The organism is Ochrobactrum sp. BTU2 (assembly GCF_024539785.1).
In the GTDB taxonomy this organism is placed as follows: Bacteria; Pseudomonadota; Alphaproteobacteria; order Rhizobiales; family Rhizobiaceae; genus Brucella; species Brucella anthropi.
Window position 1 is genome coordinate 144,290 of sequence record NZ_JAHWRG010000006.1, and the last position, 17,965, is coordinate 162,254.

The following is a 17,965-nucleotide window of genomic DNA, read 5'->3' on the forward strand; positions in this document are numbered from 1 at the left end:
CGACTTAAATATCGTCTTCACGTACCTTGACGATAACCACATCGTCAGCGGAAAGCATGCGCCCGTCCTGAGAACGCACATCAAGCGCGGCCACGTCCTCGCCTGAAACGCTGTCGACAAGACGCGAATGAGTTTCACCCGGCGCAAAGAGATGCTTTTCTCCCCATTGCCTGAGCGACACGATGACAGGCAGCAGATCGCGCCCTTTTGCCGTCAGGCGATACTCCTGATGCGCGCCACCATTAGGGTCTGGCACGGATTCCATGATTCCCTCTCCCGTCAGCTTGCGCAGACGTTCCGAGAGAATATTGCGGGCGATTCCGAGATTCTTCTGAAAGGCGCTGAAACGTGTCACGCCGTCGAAGGCTTCACGGACGATCAGCAGCGACCACCAGTCGCCGATCACATCAAGCGCGCGCGCACTCGGGCAATAATCGCCTTTCATGCTTTTCTTTCGAACCATGTTAACTCCACAGATTGCAATCTGGTTGCAATATAAAACCTTTTTCGCTACAAGCAAAATGGTTTCATTTTAAAACCGTTTTGCAGGAGTCCGTCATGCAACCTTCAACCGGCGCGGCAGCAACGCTGTCCGCGAACCCTGATGCACGCCCTTTGCTTTCCTCGACTACCCTTTTTCTGTTTGCGGCTGCAAGCGGACTGGCGGTAGCCAATGTCTACTTTGCTCACCCGCTGCTCGATGTGATGGCCGATGACCTTGGCCTCAAACGCTCAACAGCAGGTCTCATCGTCGCCGCCAGCCAGCTCGGTTATGCAATCGGCTTGATCTTTCTCGTCCCGCTTGGCGACCTCTTCAACCGGCGCAAACTCATCATCACGCATTTCCTTCTGTCGGTCCTGTCCCTGATCGCAATCGGCTTTGCGGCCAATGCCACCGTGCTTCTGGTCGCCATGGCCACTATGGGCCTGCTCGCCGTCGTCACACAGGCACTTGTCGCCTATGCGGCCAGCCTCGCAGCACCGGCGCGACGCGGCCATGTGGTTGGCATCGTAACCAGCGGCATCGTGCTCGGCATATTGCTGGCGCGCGCGATAGCCGGCGCGCTCACCGACATTGGCGGCTGGCGCAGCGTCTACTTCGTTTCCGCTATTCTCACGCTTTTGATCGCGCTCCTGCTGTGGCGCAGCCTGCCCGACCAAAAGCGGCAGCCGACCAGCGTTAGCTATCCGGCACTCATTCTGTCGCTTGTGACGCTGTTTCGCTCCGAGCCGGTACTACGCATTCGCGCCATCATCGCCATGCTGATCTTCGCCAATATTACCACTTTGCTCGCGCCACTGGTCATGCCGCTCAGTGCACCACCCTTCGAACTGAGCCATGCAGAGATCGGTCTGTTCGGACTGGCAGGTGCTGCAGGAGCGCTTGCCGCGTCGCGTGCTGGCGGTGTTGCCGACCGGGGTTATGCCCAGCGAATGACAGGCATCGCTTTGCTGCTGATGTTCATGTCATGGGGTCTGATAGCCCTGCTGGGACATTCGCTACTCTGGCTGATCGCAGGTGTGCTGATTATCGACTTCGGCCTTCAGGCTGTCCACGTCACCAATCAGGCGATGATCTACCGTGTACGCCCAGACGCGCAGAACAGGCTCACCGCCGCCTATATGGTTTTCTATTCCATCGGCAGCGCAAGCGGTTCGGCGGTTTCAACCTGGGTCTATGCTTATGCAGGCTGGAATGGCGTTTGCCTGCTTGGCGCAGGCATCAGCCTTGTCACGCTCATCTTCTGGGCAGCAACATTAAAGGCTACACCAGAGACCGCTACGCGCGCGGTCACCTGTACCGCTTAGTTCTGGCCAGCAGCGATTTTCTGATCGAGTCCGAAGCGGTTCTCGATGTAATCGGCAACCATTTTCTGGAAGTCCTCGGCAATAGCAGGACCGCGCAACGTCGTGACTTTCTTGCCATCGACAAAGACCGGTGCGGACGGCGTTTCGCCCGTGCCGGGAAGCGAGATGCCGATATCAGCGTGCTTCGATTCGCCCGGCCCGTTGACAATGCAGCCCATCACGGCAACCGACAGCGCTTCTACGCCGGGATATTTCTCGCGCCAGACCGGCATGTTGCGGCGGATATCGTCCTGAATGGTCTGGGCCAGTTCCTGAAACACGGTCGATGTCGTACGACCGCAACCGGGGCACGCCGCAACAATCGGAATAAATTGCCGGAAGCCCATGGTCTGCAGAAGCTCCTGCGAAACCTGCACTTCGCGGGTGCGGTCGCCGCCGGGTTCAGGGGTAAGCGAAATGCGGATTGTGTCGCCAATGCCCTGCTGCAGCAGAATACCCATAGCCGCCGACGAAGCGACAATGCCCTTGGTGCCCATGCCTGCTTCGGTGAGGCCGAGATGCAGCGCATGATTGGAACGCTGCGCCAGCATCGTATAGACGGCGATCAGGTCCTGCACCTGACTGACCTTGGCCGACAGAATGATCTTGTCGCGGCCAAGACCGATCTCTTCGGCAAGATTGGCGGAAATCAGAGCCGACTGCACAATGGCCTCGCGCATGACTTCCTGTGCGCTCAATGGCGCGCCAGCGTCCTGATTGCGATCCATCAGCGTGGTCAGGAGTTCCTGATCGAGTGATCCCCAGTTCACACCAATACGCACCGGCTTGTCGTAACGGATCGCCATTTCGACGATATCAGCGAACTGCTTGTCCTTCTTGTCCTTGAAGCCGACATTGCCCGGATTGATACGATATTTTGCAAGCGCTTCCGCACAGGCCGGATGATCGGCCAGCAGTTTGTGACCGATATAATGGAAATCGCCGACCAGCGGTACATCATGCCCCAGACGCTCCAGCCGTTCGCGGATTTTAGGCACGGCAGCAGCCGATTCATCGCGATCCACCGTGATGCGCACGATTTCCGAACCGGCACGGTGAAGTGCAGCCACCTGCGCGACCGTAGAGTCCACATCCGCTGTGTCCGTGTTGGTCATTGACTGCACGACGACGGGCGCACTGCCGCCGACGATAACGCCACCGACACTGACGCCAACCGACTGGCGACGAGGAAATGGATGCGAAAAATAGCTGACGGCCTCGGAAGACATTTTGCTCTGTTCTTAACTGTACCTGTTCTCAGGTGGCGCAGCGCGACGCGAATGTCAACGCCCGCGTATATTGAGGCCCGCATATATCTGGGTCTGCGTATATCCGGCTCTCGCTTTATATAATCGCTTGCCGTTGCCTTGTCGCCCTCTCATTATGTCGCCGGGAACAAGGAGGAAATCACGCATGAATGCTGCATCTGCCTGCAAGACCGCAATCGTCACCGGATCGAATTCCGGGATCGGCCTCGGTATAGCCCATGCGCTGGCGGCGGCAGGACACAACGTCGTGATCAACTCTTTCACCGACCGTGAGGAGGATCATACCCTCGCACGCAAGCTCGGCGAGGAACATGGCGTCAGCGTGGTCTATATTGCGGCCGACATGTCGAAGGCCGACCAATGCCGCGCACTGATCGCAGAAACGGTAAAGCAGTTCAGCAGTGTGGACATTCTCGTCAACAACGCCGGTATCCAGCATGTGTCTCCCGTCGAGGAGTTTCCGGCCGAACAATGGGACCGCATCATCGCGATAAACCTGACATCGGCCTTTCACACCTCGGCTGCCTCGATCCCGCATATGCGCAAGACCGGCTGGGGCCGCATTATCAATATCGCTTCAGCCCACGGCCTCGTGGCATCGCCGTTCAAGTCGGCTTATGTTGCCGCCAAGCATGGCATTGTCGGTTTTACCAAAACACTGGCGCTGGAACTTGCAACCGCAAAGATCACGGCCAATTCCATCTGTCCCGGCTATGTGCTGACGCCGCTTGTCGAAGCGCAGATACCGGACCAGATGAAGGCCTACCACATGGACCGCGAAACCGTGATCCGCGAAGTGATGCTAGATAAGCAGCCGACGAAGGAATTCGTCACCACCGCACAGATCGGCGCCCTTGCCGCTTTCCTCGCAAGCGATGCGGCAGCGCAGATCAATGGCGCTGCCATTCCTGTCGATGGCGGCTGGACAGCAGAATAGCGCATCCAGAAAAGTGGAAACCGGTTTTCGGATAAGATGCGCGGCATAAGAAAGCTTAATGCTTATGATCCGCGTATCGGGCCAGACTTGAAAAGGCCAGCACGACCAGCAGCAAGACCGGAAGCGCCAGAAACACCACGCCAAAGCCGCTATGCTTGGCAACAAAACCGATCAGCGACGGTGCCACCAGCATACCCGAATAGCCGAGCGTCGTTGCGATGGACAGGCCGACACTCGGATTGACGCCCGGCATGTTACCAGCCATCGAGAAGCCGATCGGCACCATGTTGGAAATACCGATCCCGCAGATCGCGAAGCCGATAATCGCCGTTGCTGAGCTGTTTCCGAAACCGACGATCAGCATGCCGATGATTGCAATGATCGTGCAGGCACGAAGGGTTTTGACTGCACCGAACCGGTCGCGGACCAGATCGCCTGCAAAACGCATGATAGCCATTGAACCCGAGAAGGCTGCGAAGCCGAAGCCTGCCACCGTGACGGAGGCGCCCAGATCCTGGCGCATATGATAGGCGCCCCAATCGAGAATCGCCCCTTCCGGCACCATGGAAAACAGCGCCATGACACCGACAAGCCATGGCAGAGGATTGCGCGGCAAGGTCAGCTTCTGCTTTTCGCCGCTTGGATGATGATGCTCCGTGTCCGGGATGATCGAAGGCCATGCGATAGCAATCAGGATTGCGGCGACAATCGTTGTCACCAGCGCATGAACGGTCGATCCGAATTGCGCGATAAGAAAGCCGCCTGTCGCAGCACCGATAAGGCCGCCGAGGCTCCAGAATGCATGGCAGGACGACATGATTGCCCGGCGCATTTTTTTCTCGACCGCGACCGCATTGGCGTTCATCGACACATCCATCGCAGCCATGGTCCCGCCGAAATAGAACATCACGATCACAGCCGTGACCACATTCGGCACCAGTGCGATGATGAGCAGCGCCGGGATAAAGGCGAGTGCAAAAATGCGCACCACCATGCCCGAACCGCGATGTGCTGAAAGCGCACCTGCGACCGGCATCATGGCCAGAGAACCAAGGCCGAAGACGAGGATCATCAACCCCATGCCTGCACTATCAAGTCCGAGGCGTTCGGCAAATTCCGGAATTTTCGGGGCCCAGCCGCCGAAAATATAGCCGTTCATCAGAAAGAGTAGCGCAACGGCAATCCGCTCTCTGGTTACAATCGGCGCACGCGCAGGCGCCGCATCTTCGCGTCCGGAAACCTGTTCCATCTGTCCCTCAGTTGCGGTCCGCTGCCGCACGTAAAATCTTCATATCCGATGTCGCATAGGGCGCAAGCGCTGCTTCATCCGCATCATACTCGACAGCCATGACACCGACATCGTCCAGGGGAACAACATCATGGGCGGCAACCGTACCGAGCTTGTCGCTCGTAATGGCCAATGCCACCACCCGGCTGCGTCCGGCTATCACTCGCTTGAATTCCGCATCGTCCAGATGCAGCGCCGTTACGCCGATTTCGGCGGCAATACCGCACGCGCCCAAAACACAAAGATCAGGCCGCAGCAGTTCCGCATCACGCAACGCGCGCGCGCCGACGGCGGCACTCACCCGCCGGTCGATGGGACCACCAATCATGATCAGCTCAATTTCCGGCGAGCCCATAAGAATTGCAGCGATAGACGGCGTATTGGTGACGACGGTGATGGCTTCACCGCGTTCGACCAAAAGCCGCGCCAGAGCCGTATTCACCGAAGATGCATCGAGAAACACCGTCATGCCGGGTTCGACCAGTTCCGCAAGGACCGCAGCCAGGGCGGCTTTCGCTTGTGGTCGCTCGGAATCCCGTTCTGCGAGCGGAGAAGGCTCGGGCACGGCACGCAACGCGCCGCCATAGACACGCTTGCAGAGCCCCGCCGCCGCCATCTCGCGCAGATCGCGCCGGATCGTATCCTCGGACACGCCGAAACTTTCAGCCAGTTCAGCAGCCAGTACACGACCAGACTGCTGTAGCAGTTCCTGAATGCGCGCCTGTCTTTCGTGAAGCAGAAGCTCTGTCACCACCACCCTCCTTATCATGCACAATCATGCATAAATCGGCACAAACATGCATATCAGATTTTGGGAACCCTGCAAGCGCAAAAAAAGCCGTACCTTTTGACAGGCACGGCATTAACGTTTCTGATGCTTTTAACGACTCGAAAGCGACAGTTACGGTCTCTGATGGGCCGCTACGCTTCCCCCTCATCCTGAGCTTGTCGAAAGACGAGGGTAGGCGTTGTGCATTTCCCTCGCCCTTCGAGACGCCGTTTTCAACGGCTCCTCAGGATGAGGGAAAAGGAGACCTGGAACGCGATCCGAAGATCGATCCACTTTGACAGAAGCCCATAACTGTTACGAGTAGACGACGAGCAAATCCTTGGCATCGATCTGTTCGCCGGGACGTACCAGCACTTCCGTGATAGTGCCATCGCGTTCGGCATGGATGGCGGTTTCCATCTTCATCGCCTCTATGGAAAGCAGCACATCACCCTGCGTAACCGCCTGGCCGGTCGCCACGGCAACCGTTGATACGACACCCGGCATCGGTGCACCAACCTGCCTGTCGTTCCCGGCTTCCACCTTGCGACGCACACCGCCAGAAGCGCCTTTGGCCCGGTTCGGCACCTTGATGCGGCGCGGCTGACCATTCAGCTCGAAGAACACCGTCACCATGCCCTTCTCATCGGTTTCGCTCATTGCCTGATTGACGATCACCAGCGTCTTGCCGCGCTCCAGATCGACGAAGACTTCTTCTTCCGGCTTCAGGCCGTAGAAATAGACCGGCGTTGGCAGAACACTTGTCGGACCATAGGTTTCCTGCGCGGATGCATAATCGGTGAAGACCTTCGGATACATCAGTGCCGACGCGAATTCCTGATCGGAAATCTTGCGATCGACTGTCTCCTCGAACCCTTCACGCTCGGCGTTCAGATCGGCAGGTTCCAGCAGGGCACCGGGACGCACGGTAAACGGCTCTTCGCCCTTCAGAATCTTTTTCTGAAGCGCCTTCGGCCATCCCGATGGCGGCTGGCCAAGATCGCCGCGCATCATCGACACCACGGAATCCGGGAAAGCAATGTCCTTTGCCGGATTTTCGACGTCGGCAACCGTCAGGTCCTGACTGACCATCATCAGTGCCATGTCGCCCACAACCTTGGAGGATGGCGTGACCTTGACGATATCGCCGAACATGCGGTTCACATCAGCATAGGCCTGCGCCACCTCATGCCAGCGGGTTTCAAGTCCCAGCGAACGGGCCTGCTCTTTCAGGTTGGTGAACTGACCACCCGGCATTTCATGCAGATAAACTTCTGAAGCTGGTCCCTTGAGGTCGCTTTCGAAGGCGGCATACTGGTTGCGTACGGCTTCCCAATAGAAAGAGATGCGGCGGATCGAATCCGGATCAAGGCCCGGATCGCGCTCGGAACCGTGCAGTGCCTCGACAATGGAACCGAGGCAAGGCTGCGATGTGTTGCCGGAGAGAGCGTCCATCGCCGCATCGACCACATCCACGCCCGCATCGATCGCGGCAAGTACGGTCGCCGCCGAAATGCCCGACGTATCATGCGTATGGAAATGGATCGGCAGATCGGTTTCCTCGCGTAGCGCCTTGAACAGGGCGCGGGCCGCGGCAGGCTTCAAAAGCCCCGCCATATCCTTCACCGCAATGATATGCGCGCCAGCTTTTTCAACTTCCTTCGCCAGATTGACGTAATATTTGAGGTCATACTTGGCGCGTTCCGGATTGAGAATATCACCTGTGTAACAGATCGCTGCTTCGCAGAGCTTGTTTTCCTCCAGCACCGCATCCATCGATACGCGCATGTTTTCGACCCAGTTCAGACTGTCGAAAACGCGGAACAGATCGATGCCGCCGCGTGCTGCCTCGCGCACGAAATATTTTACGACATTATCGGGATAAGATTTGTAGCCGACGCCGTTTGCACCGCGCAAAAGCATCTGCAAAAGAAGGTTCGGCGCCGCTTCACGCACCAGCGCCAGACGCTCCCACGGGTCTTCGGTGAGGAAGCGCATCGAAACGTCGAATGTCGCACCGCCCCAGCATTCCAGCGAAAACAGATTCGGCAGTGCCTGCGCATAGGAATTGGCGATGCGGGCAATGTCGTATGTGCGCATGCGCGTCGCCAGAAGCGATTGATGGCCGTCGCGCATGGTCGTATCGGTAATCAGCGCACGCTTTTCGTTGCGCACCCATTCCGCGAACTTCTTCGGCCCAAGCTGGTCCAGACGCTGCTTGGTGCCATCAGCGACCGGCTTATCGCCGAACCACGGCACGCGCGGCTTGGCGGCATCCTTAGCCGGCTTTGCGCGCCCCTTGGTTTCTGGATGGCCATTGACCGTCACGTCGGCGATATAGGTTAGAAGCTTGGTGGCACGATCCTGCCGCTTGACCTGCTCGAACAGTTCCGGCGTCGTGTCGATGAAGCGCGTCGTGTAGTCGTTTGCCTGAAACTTCGGATGATTGATGATCGCTTCCAGGAAGGTAAGATTCGTCGCCACGCCACGGATGCGGAATTCGCGCAAGGCGCGATCCATCCGGCGAATGGCTTCCAGAGGCGTTGCGCCTGAAGCAGTCACCTTGACCAGCAGCGGATCGTAGTAGCGGGTGATGAACGCACCCGAATAGGCCGTACCGCCATCCAGACGAATGCCGAAGCCCGACGCCGAGCGATAGGCCTGAATGCGTCCATAATCAGGAATGAAGTTCTGTTCCGGATCTTCCGTGGTGATACGGCACTGGAGCGCATGGCCATTAAGGCGAATATCCTCCTGACGCGGCACACCCGATTCCGGCGTGCCTATGGCAAAGCCTTCGAGAATATGAATCTGCGCCTTGACGATATCGATACCGGTCACCTGTTCGGTCACCGTGTGCTCGACCTGAATGCGCGGGTTGACCTCGATGAAATAGAACTTGCCGCTATCGGCATCCATCAGGAACTCGACAGTACCCGCGCCGATATAATCGGTCGCATGGGCAATCTTCAGACCATAGCCTGCCAGTTCCTGACGCTGCGCGTCATCGAGATAGGGCGCCGGTGCGCGCTCCACGACCTTCTGGTTGCGGCGCTGGATCGAGCAGTCACGCTCGAAAAGATGAACCGCATTGCCATGGGTATCGCCCAGTATCTGCACTTCGACATGGCGCGCGCGTTCAATCAGCTTTTCGAGATAAACCTCATCCTTGCCGAATGCGGCCTTGGCCTCGCGCTTGGCTTCCGTCACTTCACGGGCAAGATCAGCCTCGGCGCGGATAGCACGCATGCCGCGACCGCCACCGCCCCAGCTTGCCTTCAGCATCAGCGGATAGCCGATTTCTGCCGCAAGTTTCTTCACTTCCTCAATATCGTCGGGAAGCGGGTCGGTGGCTGGAACCACCGGCACGCCGATTTCAATGGCGAGATTGCGTGCCGCAACCTTGTTGCCGAGGCGGCGCATGGTCTCCGGCTTCGGGCCGATGAAGATGATGCCATTTTCAGCGCAGGCTTCAGCAAATTCCGGGCTTTCGGACAAAAGGCCATAGCCGGGGTGGATCGCATCGGCGCCCGAAACCTTGGCGACGCGGATAATCTCATCGATAGAAAGATAGCTTTCAATCGGACCAAGATCTCGATCCAGATGCGGACCGCGACCGACCTGATAACTTTCATCAGCTTTGAAGCGATGCAGGGAAAGTTTGTCTTCCTCAGCCCATATGGCCACCGTTTTGAGCCCCAGCTCATTGGCGGCGCGGAATACGCGGATTGCGATTTCAGATCGGTTGGCGACCAGAATTTTCCGGATAGGCTTTTGGGCGAAAGACAAGGCAGATCTCCCTAACTGCAATGACAAAGGCGCCATTGCTTAACCTGCAATAGACACAAGCGCAAACAAACTGTGCAACAGGGAGATAAAAACAAAATGCCCGACTAAATGCCGGGCAGATTGATGAATTTTGTAGCACTTTATGCTAATATATCAGGCACAAGAGTGGTTCCTATTATGAAGCAATCATCAGAACCGTTCTAAGCATCTGTGTTCTCGCATTATCCAACGCAAAACCGCTTCGCACTTTTGCTGGAAATGCTCCATTACTTCTGGAAGTAATTATACTTGCCGTCTTCACCCTTGCGCCATTCGAACATGACGTAAGGCGAAAGGCTCGGATCGCCCTTGGCGTCGAACGAGATGTCGCCAAGCACGGTCTTGAATGGACCCTTTTCCTTCATCGCGGTTGCAACTTCCTGCGGATCGTTGCTTGCGGCAGCATTGGCGGCATTGACCAGCGACTGCACACCGGCATAGGCATAGAAGGTATAGGCTTCGGGCTCAAAACCCTTGTCGCGGAATGCCTTGATCAGTTCCGCATTCGACTTGTCGTCGCGCGGATCGGGACCGAAAGTGTTCATGACACCACCAACAGCATCACCGGCAATCGAGGCAAGTTCGTTGGACACGATGCCATCGCCCGAAATGAACTGTGCCTTGAGGCCCTGATCATCCATCTGACGGATGAGCAGTCCCGCTTCCGGATGCATGCCGCCCCAGTAAACAGCAGTAATGCCAGCAGCCTTCATCTTGGAGATGAGCGCGGAGAAGTCCTTGTCGCCCTGGTTTACACCTTCGTAGAGCGTTTCCTTCATGCCGTTGTCGTTGAGCGACTTCTTGGTTTCGTCGGCAAGGCCCTGACCGTAAGGGGTCTTGTCGTGAAGGATTGCGACTTTGCCGTCCTTGTAATTGTCGGCGATATATTTGCCGGCAACGATGCCCTGCTGGTCATCGCGACGGCAGGTGCGGAACGTGTTCCAAAGTTCGCGCTCGGTGAAGGTCGGGTTGGTGGTGCCGGGCGCGATCATCAGCACGCCGTTTTCAGCATAGATGTCCGACGTCGGAATGCTGACGCCGGAATTGAAGTGACCGATAACGAACTGAACACCATCACCCACGAACTTGTTTGCAACGGAAATGCCCTGCTTCGGATCGGCAGCGTCGTCGCCATAGACGATGGTGATCTGCTCGCCGTTCATGCCGCCCTTGGCATTGGCTTCTGCGACAGCCGCTTCGACACCGCGCTTGATCTGCTCGCCGAAAGCTGCCTGGCTGCCGGTCAACGGTGCGCCGACGCCGAGCTGGATGTCGGCAGAAGACACGCCACCCATCGCAACCAGTGCCGAAAGGCAGACGCCGCAGAATAAGGATTTCTTCATTTCAGTTGCTCCCACTAAGCGCATCCCGAAAGGTATGAAACGATTTTCGAGACACACGTCAAAATAGTCATTCAGAGCGGCAGTCTGACAGGATCAGATGACCGCCATTTTTTGCAGGCATGAACAGCAACACCAGAGGCGTTGCATAAACCTGATATTCGAATGGGAGACTGCATCAGCGCCAGAAACGCAATTCGGGCTTGAAACTGCCCGCGCTGAAACTGCTCCTCCCACCAGAACGCGAGACTGGATATAGAGATTCGCCCTATATTCAGCCGTCAAGCTAGATACAATCACGTTCAATACCGAAGTAAAGTAATGATTTAGTCTATATCTTGCTTTTTCCGCATGACTTTATGCGGACCGACGCCATCGAAACGAAAATGCCCGGCTTGAAGCCGGGCATTTCCATTCATCGGGAAAGAATGTAAGCGAAACTTACTGCTGAATGTAAGTATATTTCCCGTCAGCGCCCTTTTCCCACTTGTACATGACATAGCCTGGAAGCTTCGGATCGCCCTTTTCGTCATAGGACAGGTCGCCAAGCACGGTCTTGAACGGACCCTTTTCCTTAAGCGCCTTGGCAACTTCCTGCGGGTCGTTGCTTCCGGCAGCCTTCGCAGCCCCAGCCAGAGACTGAACGGCAGCGTAAGAGTAAAGCGTGTAGGCTTCCGGTTCGAAGCCAGCATCGCGGAACTTCTTCACCAAATCGGCATTGTTCGGGTTATTGCGCGGGTCTGGGCCAAACGTATTCAGCGTACCGGCAACCGCATCGCCTGCGATGGAGGCCAGCTCGTTGGAAACGATACCGTCGCCAGAGATAAACTGGACCTTCAGCCCCTGATCGGCAAGCTGACGGATAATCAGACCGGCTTCAGCGTGCAGACCACCCCAATAAAGGACCGTAACGCCCTGCTGTTTCAGTTTGGCGATCAGAGCCGAGAAATCCTTCTCGCCAACATTCACGCCTTCATAGACGGCTTCCTTGACGCCAAGCTCGTTGAGCTTCTTCTTGGTTTCATCGGCAAGGCCCTGACCATAAGGGGTCTTGTCGTGAATGACGGCAATTTTCCCGTCTTTGAAATTGTCGAAAATATACTGACCGGCCACGATGCCCTGCTGATCGTCGCGACCGCAGGTACGGAACGTGTTCCAGAGCTGGCGCTCTGTATAGACCGGGTTGGTCGCAGCAGGCGAGATTTCGAGAATGCCGTTTTCGGCATAAACGTCCGAAGCCGGGATCGAAACGCCCGAATTGAAGTGACCGATAACGTATTTCACGCCATCAGCTGCGAACTTGTTGGCAACCGAGATACCCTGCTTCGGATCCGATACGTCATCGCCGAGAGTGATCGCGATTTTTTCGCCGTTGATGCCGCCCGCATCGTTGATTTCCTTGATGGCCGCTTCCGCGCCCTTCTGGATCTGCGCACCGTAAACGGCATTTGGGCCCGTCAGTGGCGCACCAATACCGACAAGAACATCAGCCCAAGCCGAGCCCCCGAAAGCCATAACTGCTGCAAGAGCAACGCCTGAGAAAAGTGATTTCTTCATTGTTGGAACTCCCATCATTGTATTTACCCCGAAACGATGTTTTGCATCGCCTTATTTTCTTGCTGAATACTCAGCAATATCTACGCTGAATCTTATTACTGTCAACGTGATCTTACAAAAAAGCTTCGCCGCATGACGGCGAAGCTTTAAAATTATTTTGCCTTCCAGCTGAGAGGCGAAGCTTTTTCATAAAGCCAGCTATATTGCCGCACCATCTGCTTGGTGCGGGTGAAGCGAAAGCCGACCGTACCTATGATCATCAGGACGATCGTATCCACCAGATAATAGTGGAACGAAAGAAGCGTTCCCTCAAACAGTGCGAAATGGATGAAGCGCACCGCAGCTCCCAGCGGGATCAGATAGAGCAGAAGCTGCGGATAGGTGCGCCACGTCGAAGCACAGGCACGCCCCGTCATCCAGGCGGCCCAGCCGCCCAGCAGACAGGTGATGAGGAAAAACAACCAGAATGACGATTCTTCGTAGAGAATACCCTGCATCTTATCCTCCTAGTGCCTTCCGCCTTCGAGATAGGCGGCGCGGACTTCCGGATCGGCCAGCAATTCGCGGCCAGCGCCGCTCATGGTGATCGAGCCGTTGACCATCACATAGCCACGGTCTGCGAGCTTGAGAGCACCGAATGCGTTCTGCTCAACGAGGAACACCGTCAGCCCCTGCGTGCGGTTCAGTTCCTTGATCGCTTCGAAAATCTGCTTCACGATCAGCGGTGCCAGACCGAGCGACGGTTCATCCAGAAGCAAGAGCTTCGGACGCGCCATCAGCGCGCGGGCAATGGCCAGCATCTGCTGTTCGCCGCCCGAAAGCGTGCCGCCACGCTGGTTGATGCGTTCCTTCAGGCGCGGGAACAGGTCGAACATCAGTTTCACGTCTTCTTCGAAGTGTTGCTGATGATCGAGACTTGCGCCCATCTGGAGATTTTCCAAAACCGTCATGCGCGGGAAGATGCGACGGCCTTCCGGAGACTGCGCAATGCGCAGCTTGGCAATCTCATGCGGCGGCATGGATGTAATATCCATGCCGTTGAAGAGAATGCGGCCGGTACGCGCCTTCGGCGAGCCGAAGATCGTCATCATAAGCGTCGACTTGCCGGCACCGTTAGCGCCAATCAGCGCGACGATCTCGCCCTCATCGACGGTAAGGTCAATGCCCTTGAGGGCACAAATATTGCCGTAATAGGTCTCGACCTTCTCGACGGCCAGAAGCGGTTGCTTTTTCTGCATGGTTTCGGCCTGCATCATTCGCCTCCCTTCTTGGGCTTGGCCGCGGTTTTAGTCGGTGCTTTAGCGCGTTTCGCACCACCGCTTTTGGCAGCCTTTACGGGAGCAGTCTTATGGCTCGTCGGAACATCACCCTGTTCAACGCGCTCGGAGAACTCTGTCGCCTGACCAGCGGCAAGTTGTTTGGCCTGCCCGACCCAGTCTTCGCGCGCGATACGCCCGTCGAATTCCAGATAGGTTTCAGCGTCCACAATGTCCGCGTCGCTCCAGGCGGCAATCTGATCGAAATGATAGATCCCGTGTTCGTGAAGCTTCTTTTCGTTGACCGCGCCGATACCCTTGATGAGGGTCAGGTTATCGGCCTTGCCACCACGTGCCTCCGCCAGACCACCGGTGAGAGAAACGCGTCCGGACGATGCTTCACCTGTCTCTTCGGCAATTTCTTCCTCGATGGCTTCCTCGGCGAGTTGTGCCGCCACGAAGTCCGCCGCATCACCGGTACCCGGCTTGTCCGCCTCTTCGATAAGCTCGGCAATCTCTTCGTCATCGACGCCGAGATAAGCGGCAATAACGCGCGGATCATTCTTGACTGCTTCTGGAGCACCGTCAGAAATCTTGGTGCCGTATTCCAGCACGATCACATGATCGGAGATTTCCATGACCACCGACATGTCGTGCTCGATCAGCAGGATTGACGTCCCGGTTTCCTTGCGGATATCGAGCAGGAGCTTGTTGAGCTCTGCCGATTCACGCGGATTGAGACCGGCGGCCGGTTCATCGAGGCAAAGAATTTCCGGCTCGGTGCACATGGCGCGGGCGATTTCCAGACGGCGCTGATCGCCATAAGGCAGATCGCCTGCCGGATCGTCCGCACGACCGATCAGGTTGATTTTCTCCAGCCAGTGACGCGCTTTTTCAATCGCATCCTTCGCCGCAGACTTGTAGCCGGGCAAACCGAGAAGACCGAGGATCGTGAAGCCCGACGAACGCATCAGCGTGTTGTGCTGCGCGACCAGCAGGTTCTCCAGAACAGTGAGACCCGAGAACAGGCGAATGTTCTGGAAGGTACGCGCCACCTTGGCCTGCTTGGTGATCTGGAAGTCGGGCAGGCGTTCCAGCAGGAACTTGTCGCCCGTCTTCCGGTTCATCGTCAGCATGCCGCCCGTCGGCTTGTAGAAGCCGGTGATGCAGTTGAAGACCGTGGTCTTGCCTGCACCGTTCGGGCCGATGATCGCCGTGATATCCCCACGCTTCACATTGAAGCTCAGATCGTTGATGGCGACGAGACCGCCAAAGCGCATCGAAAGATGCTCGACCTGCAGGATCGTGTCTTTTTCAGTGTTGCCCAATTCGGCTTTATCAGGCGCAGTGCCAGACATAGTGCTTATCTCCGCCATCAGCCGTGCCCTTCCTTGGTAAAGGCACCCGACACCATCTTCTTCTCATGCAGGAAGGCACTGGGTTCTCGACTTCCGACGAAACCGCGCGGTTTCCAGACCATGACCACGACCATGGCAAGGCCGAAGATGAGCATGCGATAGAGTTCCGGCGTGAAATCTGGGCCGAAAATCGCTTTCAGGAAGCTCATTTCACGCAGGATTTCAGTGCCGCCGATCATGACGATCGCAGCAATGGCGATACCGACCAGGGAGCCCATGCCGCCCAGAACGACGATGGCAAGAATGACGGCGGATTCGAGAAACACGAAGGATTCCGGGCTGACGAAGCCCTGGCGTGCTGCAAAGAAGGAACCGGCAAAACCACCGAACATCGCGCCCGTGGCAAAGGCCGTGAGCTTGGTCGTGGTGGTGTTGATGCCAAGCGAACGGCAGGCAATTTCATCTTCACGCAGTGCTTCCCAAGCACGGCCAACCGGCATGCGGCGCAGACGGATGGTGACCCAGGCCGTCAGCAGCGCCAGCAGAAGGATGACGTAATAGAGGAAGAACTTGTAATGCGCCGCCGAGAAGGTGAGGCCGAAGTGGGCCGCAAAACCGTCCTTGCTGGCATTGAAAGGCAGGCCGAAGAAGGTTGCCTTGGCAATGCCGGAAACGCCGAAGGTGCCGCGGGTGACATCTGTCCAGTTGATGAGCACCAGACGGATGATTTCACCGAAGGCAAGCGTCACGATGGCAAGATAGTCACCGCGCAGACGCAAGACCGGAAAGCCCAGAATGACGCCCCATGTTGCAGCAAGAATACCGGCAATCGGCAGCAGCATCCAGAAGGACAGACCGAAATAGGCCGACAGGAGTGCATAGGAATAGGCGCCGACTGCATAGAAGGCGACGTAACCCAGATCGAGAAGACCGGCGAGGCCCACCACGATGTTGAGGCCCCAGGCCAGCATCACATAGATGAGGATCTGAACGCCGAAATTATCGACCCATTTGAGCGATCCCTGCCAGCCCAGAAAGGTGACGATCAGGACCGGGTAGACAAAAAGGAAGGCAACGCCGAGGCGCGAGAAGTTGCGGCGCACGAAAGACGGGCTTTCGTCGACCGCAGCGGTCGGCTGCTTGCTCTTGGCAAGCTTGCGCGCCTCCAGCGTTGGCTGAAGGAAGGCAACGAACAGGAAACGACCAACCGCAGCGAGCGCGACCATGACGGCCAGTGTGCCCCAGCGCTGAACGAGCACCAGTTCGTTGTTGATGTTCTGATCGGTCTTGAAACCGATGATGAGGCAGAAGAGACCCAGAGCCAGAAGACCGGCGAAGAACCCTTCACGAATGGCCCGGCCAAAAAGGGAATCCGGGCGTGAACTCGACTGTGCAGCCATGATTAAACCTTTTCGACTTCAGGACGGCCAAGAATGCCGGACGGCATGAAGATCAGCACGATGGCGAGGATCGAAAACGCGGCAACGTCCTTGTAGTCGATCGAGAAATACGCCGACCACAATGCCTCGATGAGACCGATGAGCAAGCCACCGACCACAGCACCCGGAAGCGATCCGATACCGCCCAGAACTGCCGCCGTGAACGCCTTCACGCCAGGGATGAACCCGTCGGCAAAGGAAATCACACCGTAGAAGGAGAGGTAGAGCGTACCGGCCACAGCCGCGAGCATCGCACCCATCACGAAGGTGAGCGAAATGACCCGATCGACATTGATGCCGAGAAGCGCTGCCATTTTGCGATCCTGCTCACAGGCACGCTGCGCGCGACCAAGCGAGGTGCGATTGACGATATACCAGAAGATCGTCAGCAGCACGGCTGTCACCACAATGACCACAATCTGCTTCAGCGAGATCGTCACGTTGGTTCCCATGATATTGTAGGAACCGTTCAGCAGCTGAGGCACCGGCTTGTTACGCGGACCCTGCGTTACCTGTACGAAGTTGGACAAGGCAATCGACATGCCGATAGCCGTGATCAACGGTGCGAGGCGAAACGAACCACGCAGCGGCCGGTAGGCCACGCGCTCGATCGTCCAGCTCCACAAACCCGTCAGCAACATGGCGACGATCATCATCAGAAGAAGCATCAGCGCAATCGGCAATGCTCCAATGAAGGTTGTGATCATGAGAAAAACAATCAGCGCCATGAAGGCGCCGAGCATGAAGACATCGCCATGAGCAAAGTTGATCATGCCGATAATGCCATAGACCATCGTGTAGCCGATGGCGATCAGGCCATAGATCGAGCCGAGCGCGAGCCCGTTGATCACCTGCTGGAAGAAATATTCCATCGAGAAGCCACCCATTTTACCGCCCGGGATTTTATTGACGCATCTTTATTTCGTGCGCCTTCATTTTATTCCCGGCTCTTTACACCTAACGGCTGTATAGAGGAATGCAACCCCCTTTTGCCTCAGACAAAAGACTAAGGGCATCATCCCTCCACAAACTAGTTATGTCCCCTACTAAACGTCCTGTATATGTTTTTTTCTCCTA

The 17,965-nt window shown here is 56.8% G+C and carries 14 protein-coding genes; 2 read left to right on the top strand and 12 right to left on the bottom strand.

The window, feature by feature from the left end; all coding sequences use genetic code 11:
• Positions 1–4: 4 nt before the first annotated feature.
• Positions 5–463, bottom strand: a complete 459-nt coding sequence (locus KWJ32_RS19175) for a helix-turn-helix domain-containing protein (protein ID WP_012091276.1) — start codon at positions 461–463, stop codon at positions 5–7.
• 95 nt (positions 464–558) lie between these two features.
• Between KWJ32_RS19175 and KWJ32_RS19180 the strand changes: the two genes are divergently transcribed.
• Positions 559–1,809, top strand: coding sequence for an MFS transporter (locus KWJ32_RS19180; protein WP_012091275.1), 1,251 nt, complete (start codon positions 559–561; stop codon positions 1,807–1,809).
• Here KWJ32_RS19180 and ispG read toward each other — a convergent pair.
• A complete protein-coding gene (gene ispG, locus KWJ32_RS19185; RefSeq protein ID WP_010661447.1) occupies positions 1,806–3,077 on the bottom strand; it encodes a flavodoxin-dependent (E)-4-hydroxy-3-methylbut-2-enyl-diphosphate synthase in 1,272 nt (423 codons plus the stop codon). The two genes, KWJ32_RS19180 and ispG, sit on opposite strands and share 4 nt — an antisense overlap.
• Positions 3,078–3,261: 184 nt before the next feature.
• Here ispG and KWJ32_RS19190 point away from each other — a divergent pair, with 184 nt between their 5' ends.
• Positions 3,262–4,053: a 3-hydroxybutyrate dehydrogenase gene (locus KWJ32_RS19190; protein WP_012091274.1), complete on the top strand. Its 792-nt coding sequence runs from the start codon at positions 3,262–3,264 to the stop codon at positions 4,051–4,053.
• Between the two features lie 55 nt (positions 4,054–4,108).
• On the opposite strand, the gene KWJ32_RS19195 is transcribed toward KWJ32_RS19190, so the two are convergent.
• The 10 genes from KWJ32_RS19195 to KWJ32_RS19240 form a co-directional block, all read right to left on the bottom strand.
• Positions 4,109–5,302: an MFS transporter gene (locus KWJ32_RS19195; RefSeq protein WP_012091273.1), complete on the bottom strand. Its 1,194-nt coding sequence runs from the start codon at positions 5,300–5,302 to the stop codon at positions 4,109–4,111.
• Between the two features lie 7 nt (positions 5,303–5,309).
• Positions 5,310–6,095 (bottom strand): DeoR/GlpR family DNA-binding transcription regulator, encoded by a 786-nt coding sequence (locus KWJ32_RS19200; protein ID WP_040129085.1) that lies wholly within the window; start codon positions 6,093–6,095, stop codon positions 5,310–5,312.
• Between the two features lie 330 nt (positions 6,096–6,425).
• The gene (gene pyc, locus KWJ32_RS19205; RefSeq protein WP_040129084.1) at positions 6,426–9,899 is read right to left on the bottom strand and encodes a pyruvate carboxylase; all 3,474 of its coding nucleotides are present in this window, start codon (positions 9,897–9,899) and stop codon (positions 6,426–6,428) included.
• A gap of 266 nt (positions 9,900–10,165) precedes the next feature.
• Positions 10,166–11,281, bottom strand: coding sequence for a branched-chain amino acid ABC transporter substrate-binding protein (locus KWJ32_RS19210; RefSeq protein ID WP_012091270.1), 1,116 nt, complete (start codon positions 11,279–11,281; stop codon positions 10,166–10,168).
• Positions 11,282–11,719: 438 nt separating this feature from the next.
• On the bottom strand, positions 11,720–12,835 hold the full coding sequence (locus KWJ32_RS19215) for a branched-chain amino acid ABC transporter substrate-binding protein (RefSeq protein WP_010661453.1): 1,116 nt from the start codon (positions 12,833–12,835) through the stop codon (positions 11,720–11,722).
• Positions 12,836–12,987: 152 nt separating this feature from the next.
• Positions 12,988–13,332: a DUF6867 family protein gene (locus tag KWJ32_RS19220; RefSeq protein ID WP_010661454.1), complete on the bottom strand. Its 345-nt coding sequence runs from the start codon at positions 13,330–13,332 to the stop codon at positions 12,988–12,990.
• A 9-nt stretch (positions 13,333–13,341) separates the two neighbouring features.
• On the bottom strand, positions 13,342–14,088 hold the full coding sequence (locus KWJ32_RS19225; protein WP_012091269.1) for an ABC transporter ATP-binding protein: 747 nt from the start codon (positions 14,086–14,088) through the stop codon (positions 13,342–13,344).
• Positions 14,088–15,449, bottom strand: a complete 1,362-nt coding sequence (locus KWJ32_RS19230) for an ATP-binding cassette domain-containing protein (protein ID WP_012091268.1) — start codon at positions 15,447–15,449, stop codon at positions 14,088–14,090. Before KWJ32_RS19230 ends, KWJ32_RS19225 begins: the two co-directional genes overlap by 1 nt.
• A gap of 17 nt (positions 15,450–15,466) precedes the next feature.
• Entirely contained in the window at positions 15,467–16,849 is a 1,383-nt protein-coding gene (gene livM / locus KWJ32_RS19235; RefSeq protein WP_125300883.1) for a high-affinity branched-chain amino acid ABC transporter permease LivM, read from the bottom strand.
• Positions 16,850–16,851: 2 nt separating this feature from the next.
• The gene (locus KWJ32_RS19240; protein WP_010661458.1) at positions 16,852–17,760 is read right to left on the bottom strand and encodes a branched-chain amino acid ABC transporter permease; all 909 of its coding nucleotides are present in this window, start codon (positions 17,758–17,760) and stop codon (positions 16,852–16,854) included.
• Between the last annotated feature and the right edge of the window lie 205 nt (positions 17,761–17,965).